Origin of the sequence: Chthoniobacter sp. (assembly GCF_040003245.1) — a bacterium.
Classification (GTDB): Bacteria; Verrucomicrobiota; Verrucomicrobiia; order Chthoniobacterales; family Chthoniobacteraceae; genus Chthoniobacter.
In genome coordinates, this window is the sequence record NZ_JBDUCX010000291.1 from 1 (window position 1) to 7,846 (window position 7,846).

Annotated in this window: 5 protein-coding genes; 3 read left to right on the forward strand and 2 right to left on the reverse strand. The window is 63.5% G+C overall.

Annotated elements, in window-relative coordinates; genetic code table 11:
- The 3 genes from ABJF10_RS27205 to ABJF10_RS27215 all read left to right on the forward strand — a co-directional run.
- A partial coding sequence (locus tag ABJF10_RS27205; protein WP_348547771.1) for a hypothetical protein occupies window positions 1–302 on the forward strand: 302 nt, incomplete at its 5' end.
- A gap of 6 nt (window positions 303–308) precedes the next feature.
- Window positions 309–1,184, forward strand: a complete 876-nt coding sequence (locus ABJF10_RS27210) for a hypothetical protein (protein WP_348547772.1) — start codon at window positions 309–311, stop codon at window positions 1,182–1,184.
- 297 nt (window positions 1,185–1,481) lie between these two features.
- Window positions 1,482–2,009, forward strand: a complete 528-nt coding sequence (locus ABJF10_RS27215; RefSeq protein WP_348547773.1) for a hypothetical protein — start codon at window positions 1,482–1,484, stop codon at window positions 2,007–2,009.
- A 661-nt stretch (window positions 2,010–2,670) separates the two neighbouring features.
- Here the strand turns inward: ABJF10_RS27215 and ABJF10_RS27220 are convergent.
- Window positions 2,671–6,138, reverse strand: coding sequence for a DEAD/DEAH box helicase (locus ABJF10_RS27220; RefSeq protein ID WP_348547774.1), 3,468 nt, complete (start codon window positions 6,136–6,138; stop codon window positions 2,671–2,673).
- A gap of 290 nt (window positions 6,139–6,428) precedes the next feature.
- Entirely contained in the window at window positions 6,429–7,763 is a 1,335-nt protein-coding gene (locus ABJF10_RS27225; RefSeq protein ID WP_348547775.1) for a DUF1080 domain-containing protein, read from the reverse strand.
- Window positions 7,764–7,846 lie beyond the last annotated feature (83 nt).

The window sequence follows — 7,846 nt, forward strand, 5'->3', positions numbered from 1 at the left end:
ACAGCCTCAAGCTCGTCCCGCAATGGCGTGTGAACCGCCTGCGCGGCGACCAGACCTTCCTGCAAATCTACGAGAGCCATCGCGAGTTCCTGAATATGAACCGCGTGCGGCTCAACGATCTGGAGGACCTGGACGCCGAGCAGATCCAGGCGGAGATCCAAAAGGACCTGCGGGCCCAGATCAAACACAACATCGCCGCCGGCGTGCTCAAGCAAAACGCGGCCGGCGAAATCCGCTACTCCTGGCGCGGGATGATTTTCATTTGGTTCCAATTTCTGCGCGATCTCGTGCGCTTGTCCTAGAAACCGATGCACGCCCCCGCCTTCCTCGCTGCCACGCTCTTCCTAGGCACTCTGCGGCTCTCGGCCAACGACACCGCGCTCAACGAAGGCGGCTACGGGCCCTCACCCGTCGGCGGGCTGCGTGGGCCGGAGAGCGTCGTCCGCATGCAGAGCGAGGAACTGCACATCGCGTTCGGGAAGAAGTGGACCGAAGTCGATGCCAAGTTCGTTTTCCGCAATACAAAGAAGGACGCACCCGCCGTCCAGATCGTCGGCTTTCCGGATATCGGCGCCGCGCAGATTGAAGCGCGGCGGCGCGATCCGAAGGGCGAGAAGATTTTCGCCATCGAGCAGGAGACGCCCCTTTCCGGCGTGCTCCACGGCATGCGCACGCGGGTCAACGGCGTGGAGCAGAAGTCGAAGCTGCGCTACGGCTGGGTGAAGGAAATCGACGAGATCGACACCCCGGTCGAAAAGCCGGACAAGACCACCGGCCTCATGGCCTGGCACGCGCTGGAGGTCACCTTTCCCCCGGGGCAGGACGTCACCGTCGAGCGGCACTACCGGACCGAGAGCGGCTCGCAGGTCTACGGCATCCACTTCTATTACTACACCACGGCCACGGGCGGCGTCTGGCAGGGCACCATCGGCCGTCTGCAAGCCGACGTCACCCTGAAGGACGGCCTCAAGATCGACGACCTCGCCTGGCACGGGGCCAAGCTCCCCCGCCTCCAGAGCTACGAAGGCTCGCTCGTCACCAAGCCCAACCGCAAGGAATGGCAGATCCTCTCTCCTACGCAAATGCGCCTCGTATGGGAAAACTTCGAGCCGCGCACGGAAAAGAACCGGCGCGGATTCGAAGTCGTGACCAAGGCGGATGAAGTGCCGCCGGGGGAGCAATAACGGCCTCGGCGGGCGTTGCCTGATCGGCGGATCAAGCCTCGCAAAAAAACTCTCACCTTAAATCGCCTTAACTGGGCTTAAGGCACCTTAAAGCGGCCTCCTTTTCTTCGCCCGGCACTGCTTGAACTTGGTCAGCCTCAGACACGGATCTCCGAGTAACGCAGCCCAATTTCGCGCACCTTGATTCACCTTGATTCGGCTTGATTCACCTACAATTTAAAACCGGCATCCCTGACGCTCCTCCAGTCCCGCCGACCGATGGAAGCCTGCAACCGAATCGGCTAGCGTTGCGCTCGGATGGCTGGTCTGCTAAGCGAGAATGAAACTGCGGCACGCCATTGGTTCTCTCCCCTGCGCGGTGCCAATCCGTCAATTGAAAGAACTTCAGGCCGCCAACTAGGCCGCTCGGACGCTCCCCCGAAGAAAGAACACGAACAAATGAAAACAACAGCATTAACAGTCATTGCCGTCGTGGCGACGGCAGCCTTTGCTATCAACGCCTGCGGACAGACCCCAGCAATTGCAGCAACGGGTCAGGTTGCCTCCCCCAAGAACAACGATCAACTTCGAGCGTTTCTTTGCGCGCAACCTTGGTCATGGGAGCGCCCGAGTGAACAACCTCAGACGCTCAGCTTCGGACCGAGTGGAAAGGTCACCAACAACTCGTGGGTAGCACACTACACGATTGTGGACCTTCACAAAGTCACCTTCCGAATGAACAATCAGACAGCCAGAATCACATTTTCGGATGATTACAACAGCTACACCGGACTGGACTTTAATGGTGCGACACCAGTGTCCGGAAAGCCCAAAAGGCCGCAATGACGTAGCCTAACCATGCGCTGGAGCGAACCGCTTCGTATCCGAGCACAGAGACGGAAAAAATCGAGGCACGATTAGGCACGATTAGGCACGATTGCCGGCGACCGCCGTCGCCGCCCTGCGGGCGCTTCGCGCGGCTTCTCGCTCCGCTCGGATACTCTGGACTGGTCATTTCCGGGACCCTGCCGGTGACCATTGGGGTGGCGGGCGGCGACTGGAGGCGGAGGGTTGGGGCGACCGGGTGCTTTTCACCCGTTTGGGTGGAGTAATCGAGATGAAGTTCATGCGGGGAAGTGTCGCATAACTCCGCGGAAAATGTGCATTGCTCCATTGGTTCCATTGGCTCCATTGCGGAAAATTTCACTGGGAGACGCCAAAGGCACGTCCCGAAGGGGATTGTGGAGTGGCAGGCCAAAGGCCTGAAACAAGCCAGCCCAAGGCAACGCCCTGGGTGCCCGAATACACGAGCGTCAGCCCTGAAAGGGCGGAACAAATTCGCGTGTGGTTCGGTCGATCAGAGCTTGTAACGCCCACGTTGGGGCTGGGCGCTTCTTCGACGCGAGACCCAGGGCGACTCTCGCAGACTCGCTTTGCCCTGGGCTGGCTTGTGGGCGGGCCTTTGGCCCTCCGGCTCGCTGCCTCACCCGTGAATCGTTAGCACACCCTAATCCGCGAAGACCGACCGCAGTTCGTCCAGGGTCAGGCTTTGCGCGAATTGTTCTTCGCCGAGGACATCGTCGGCCAGGGCGCGCTTCGTCTTTTGCAAGGCGCGAATTTTACCCTCCACGCTGTCCTTCACCAGCAAGCGGTAGGCAATGACCTTGTTCACCTGCCCGATGCGGTGGGTACGGTCGATGGCCTGGTTTTCCACGGCGGGATTCCACCACGGATCGAACAGCACAACGTAACTCGCGGCGGTGAGATTGAGCCCGAAGCCGCCCGCCTTGAGCGAGATAAGGAAAATGGCGGAGCCCGGCGCGGACTGAAAATTGCGGACCAGTTCGCCGCGGTTTTCCGTGTCGCCCGCGAGGTAGAAAATCGGCCAGCCGCGCTCGGCGAGGGTGGTGCGGATGAGGCCGAGCATTTCCACGAACTGCGAAAACACGAGCACCTTCTGGCCTTCCTCCATGAGGGGTTCGAGCTGGTCGACCAGCGCCTCCAACTTCGCGCCGACCGACTTGGACGCGGGCTTGATGAGGCGCGGATCGCAGCAAATCTGCCGCAAGCGCAGCAGCGAGGTCAGGACATGGAAGCGGTTCTTGGCGAGTTCCTGCGGGGTGTGCACGCCCATCAGCAGAAGCTGCGCGCGCTTCAATTCCGCGCGGTAGAGCGTCTTTTGCTCGCCCTCCAGCTCGCAGAAAAGGTCCTCCTCGATGCGATCCGGCAGATCTTTCGCCACCTGCGATTTCGTGCGGCGCAAGACGAACGGGCGCACCCGCGCACTGAGCCGGCGGCGGGCGTGCGGGTCATCCTTGGCGTCGTAGAGCCGGGCAAATTCCGCGCGCGGCCCGAGCGCGCCGGGCATGGCAAAGGCCATGAGGCTCCATAAGTCGAGCAGCCGGTTCTCGATCGGCGTGCCGGTCAGGACGAGCCGGTGCGCGGCGCGCAAGCCGATGGCCAGCCGCGCCGTGATCGAGGTCGGGTTCTTGATGAACTGCCCCTCGTCGAGGATCACCGCGAGGAATTCCTTCTTGGCCAACGCATCGCCGATGCTGCGGAGCTGCGCGTAGTTGATGACATGCAAATCCGCGCTCTTGATTTCCGCGGGAAAATTCTCCACTCCGCCGCTCGGCCACACGCGCACGCGCAGGCCCGGAGCGAAGTGCTCCACCTCCGCGCGCCAGTTGTCGGTCACGCTCTTCGGGCAGACGACGAGCGAGGGCCGCGCCCCCTCGGGCTGGGCGCGCAACCAGAGCAGCCAGGTGAGTGTTTGCAGCGTTTTGCCGAGGCCCATGTCGTCGGCGAGAATGCCGCCGAAACGATTCGCGGTGAGGTAGGCGAGAAAATGAAAGCCTTCGCGCTGGTAGGGCCGCAGTTCGGCCTGAATGCCCGCGGGGACATCCGGCGTGACCCGCGCCTGCAACTCCGCCACGCGACGTACTACGGCCTCGTACTGCGCCTCCGGCAGGAAGCGCGCCGCCGCCTTGTCCGCAAGCTGGAGCGCGTGCAGGCGCTGCGGGGCACTGGAAAATTCGCGCGGATTCAGCCCCAGGCGCGAGAGCTCTTCCTCGTCCTCGGCGGAAAGCTGGAACTCCAGGCGCCGCCAGCCCTTGGCGCCGAGCCGCACCCATTTGCCGCCGGCATCGAGCAGTGCCTTGATCTCCTCCGGGGTGAGCTCGAGGTCGGTCACCTCCAGCACCACGCGCAGGTCGAACCAATCGACATCCGACGACTGCACATCCAGCCGCAACGAGCCGGCGAGCGGGGCATCGAGAAAGGACGCCAGCGCGCCGCGCAGCTCGACCTCGATTTCGTTTCGCGGCAGGGAGCGCAGCCAGGGGACGAAGGTGTCGGTAAACTTGCGCGAGACTTTGACGAACCAATGGCGATCGAGAGAATCCCATTTCGGCGCCAGCGCCTCCAGCAGCGACGGCACGGCCTGGAGCAGCGAATCGTCGTGCCCGATGAGGCGGCCATCGACTTCGCCTTCCGGCGCGGACGGCGCCATGGGATCCGAGCGGCTCATCCAGCCGTGCGGCGTGTAATGGAGCACGGCGCCGCCTTCGCTGCTTTCGCCGAGCACCTCGATCACGCAGATCTCGGTCTTCGCCCCGGCATAGGTCGGCTGCAACTCGCAGCGCAGCCGGGGCCGCAGCCGCACGATGCGCACGCGGTCGCGCAGGGCCGGGGGCAGATCCAGGTCGAGACTGTGCAAGAAGCGCGCGCCATCCACCGACTCCAGCGCCGGGGCCGGGATGCGGGTCTCGGCTGAGGGATTGAGCGCGTGGACATCGACCGGGGGCCCGTCCCAGAGCGCATGTGCGGTGAGGTAGAGCGTGGGTTGTCCCGTGAGCACGAGGGGGCATTCACCGGCCGGCGCGCCATCGGGCTGCACGAGTTGGAGGCGGTAGTCTTCATGCGCATCCGGCGCGGGAGCGAGCTGCCAGCGCAACGGCTCGGCGGGCCGGGCCAGCGGACGACCTTCCTTGTCCACCAGGCGGTTCGCGAGCCAGGGCAGCCGCGCGAGCTGGTCGATGAGCGAGGCCGCACCGGTCTCCACGTAGAGCAGTTTCGGGCCGGCGCCGAGTTTCGCGCGGGCCGCGAGCAGCGCATATAGCAGCGCGGCCTCCGGGGCAAAATCGGCCGGCAACAGGGCCGTACCCAGCTCGGCGAATTTCGCGGGCCGGATGGGCTCGAATTCTTCGCCGCCGGCGCGCCGCCATTCCACGACCGCGCCGTCACTTTCAAAACGCAGCCGCAGGTCGCCCAGGTCCGTCGGCGCGGGCCGCACGGGCGCCTGCAAGTTCGCCAGCAGTCGTTTCCAGCGGTCCACGGTGCGTCCGCGCCGCCACTTCTCCAGCCGCTCGGCGAGCGGTCCCGCATCGCTGAGCGGGACCATGAAGTCCGGCACCGCACTGCCCTGCTCCTGCAAATAACAGACGATGTGCAGCCAGAAATCGTGCACGTCCTCCGGCAGGCTAGGCCAGACATCCAGGCGCTCCGAGCCGTCGCCGGCGTCCGCCAGGCCCAGCGCCACCAGATCGTTGCGCTGCAAGCTGCCCCGCGTGCGCGCCTGGGCGAAAAGCGTCTCCAACCGCGCGACGAAGGCCGCCTCCGTGGCCATCAAATCGCGCCCCAGCGCCGTGGCCAGCTTGGCGGCGAATCCCTCCAGCGGGGGCTTTTTTCCCTTGGGCGCCGCCTTCGCCGTGGGCGGGCTGGATTTCGTGCCGTCGGACAGTACCGTGCGCATCAGGGCGTAGGCGTGCTTGCAATCTTCCTCCACCGGGCAACTGCACAGGCCATACCAGGCGCTTTCGCTGGGATCGAAGATCACTTCGGTGAGATACGTCTCCGTGCCCTGGACCTCCGCCTGGAAGCCGTTCTCCCCGGGAATGTCGCGGACGCGCCGCACCATGCCGCGGGCGAAATAATCCTCGCCGCGCTGCTGCATGGCGGCGGGTAGTCCGCGCATAAACTTCCACGCAGCATCTTGGAGGGCAGGTAACATTCGGGCGGGCAATGTAGGACGCCTCGTGCTCCCGACAAGGGAGAATCCCTCCTGATTGGACGGTTAGGTGATTAAAACGCAGAGACGCAGAGGCGCGGAGGGAGGAAAAGACAATGAGACAATCGGATAATGAGACCGGGAGACAGCGCCATCCGATTGTCCCATTGTCTCCCTGTCTGATTGTCTCTTCTTCTCCCTCCGCGCCTCTGCGTCTCCGCGTTTTTCCCCTGACTCTATAAGGGGATGCAGCGCGGCTACAGTTCAGAGATAAACACGTTGGCAAACTCCACTTCGTCGCCGTGGTACTGCAGCGCGATCGGACCCTCGGCGGGGATGCCGGGGAGTTGCGCGTTGTCGATCACCGTCTGATCATTCAGCACCACGGTCACACGGTCGCCTTTCAGCGTGATGAAGAAGCGGTTCCATTTACCGAATGGCGCATCGGCTTTCACTTTGGGCAACATCGCGCGCCGCAACTCGGCGGGGATTTTCTCGTCCTTGTGCAACTCCTGGATGTCGCCGGACCCCATGGGCTGGCTCCAGATGTTCACCTGGTAGTTTGGACTTCCGCGGAGGTGAATCCCGCTGTCGCCCGCGTCGGGGATCTCTTTCCGGACAATCTCGCCCTGCGCGTCGCGCACATAAAGGCCGTCCTCGGTGAAAGTCGGCAGCGCCTTCATCTCCGCCTTTTTCGTCAGCCGCCAGTCCACGCAAAGCACGAAGTCGCGATAGCTTTTCCCGCTCCATAAATCGAAGCCGCCGCCCGGCACGCCGGCCTTGGTCACGAAATGCGAGCCGCGCGCGCTCCACACCGCGCTCATCGCGTCGTTGAACTTCCAGCCGGCGAAATCCTTCCCGCTGAACAGCGGGTGGAATCCCTCGTAGGCGTTCGCACTTTGCTCCGGCGGCGTATTCGAGGACGGCAGTTCCTTGATGCGCAGGTTTTTGAAATGCGCCTCGCTGCCCTCGGCTTCGAGGCTGAGGTAGCCGCGCCGCGGCACGCAGTCCTTGCCGACGGTGACTTCCTTGCCGTTGATCGAGAGCCGCAGTTCGCCGCGATCCGCGACGAGATGGTAGTGGTTCCATTCCGGCGACGGCTTGGTGCGGTCCTCGATGGGAAAGCTGCGGGCGCCCGTTTTCGAGATGCGGCCAAACGGCGTCATGGTCGCACCCTGCACCGGAAAGAGGTCGCCCTGGCAGGTGAACCACTCGTTTTCTCCCTTGTGCAGCGCGCCGAAACCGGGGTCGAGCACCTGGACTTCGATACCGCGCGGAAAGGGCCCGCCGACATGCGGCAGTCCATCGCTCCACGCGAAGCAGCCGCTATTGCCGCCGGAAACCATGTGCTGCCAGTCGAACTCGAGGACGAAGTTTTCGTACATCCGCGCCGAGCGCATCACGCCAATGGGCAGGCCGGTATCGATGATCATTCCGTCCCGGACGGTGAAGGTGTCCTCGGCGCCATTCACGCGCACCCAGCCGGTGAGGTCGCGACCGTTGAACAGCGGCGTGAAGCCATCGGCATCCTCTGCTCGGAGTGGCACAGCACAAAGCAAGACGACGATGGAAAGCAGGGCGCGGGGGGACATAAGTTTTAGAGACGGGGGAATTTGGCCAGCGAATCACACAAATCACACGAATCGGAAGGAATCAGCAGTTACGTTAAGGCGGG

Excerpts from the sequence above, each read along its gene's own strand:
- ABJF10_RS27220 (WP_348547774.1), bottom strand. The coding sequence starts at position 6,138 with ATGCGCGGACTACCCGCCGCCATGCAGCAGCGCGGCGAGGATTATTTC.
- ABJF10_RS27210 (WP_348547772.1), top strand. The coding sequence starts at position 309 with ATGCACGCCCCCGCCTTCCTCGCTGCCACGCTCTTCCTAGGCACTCTG.
- ABJF10_RS27215 (WP_348547773.1), top strand. The coding sequence starts at position 1,482 with ATGGCTGGTCTGCTAAGCGAGAATGAAACTGCGGCACGCCATTGGTTC.
- ABJF10_RS27225 (WP_348547775.1), bottom strand. The coding sequence starts at position 7,763 with ATGTCCCCCCGCGCCCTGCTTTCCATCGTCGTCTTGCTTTGTGCTGTG.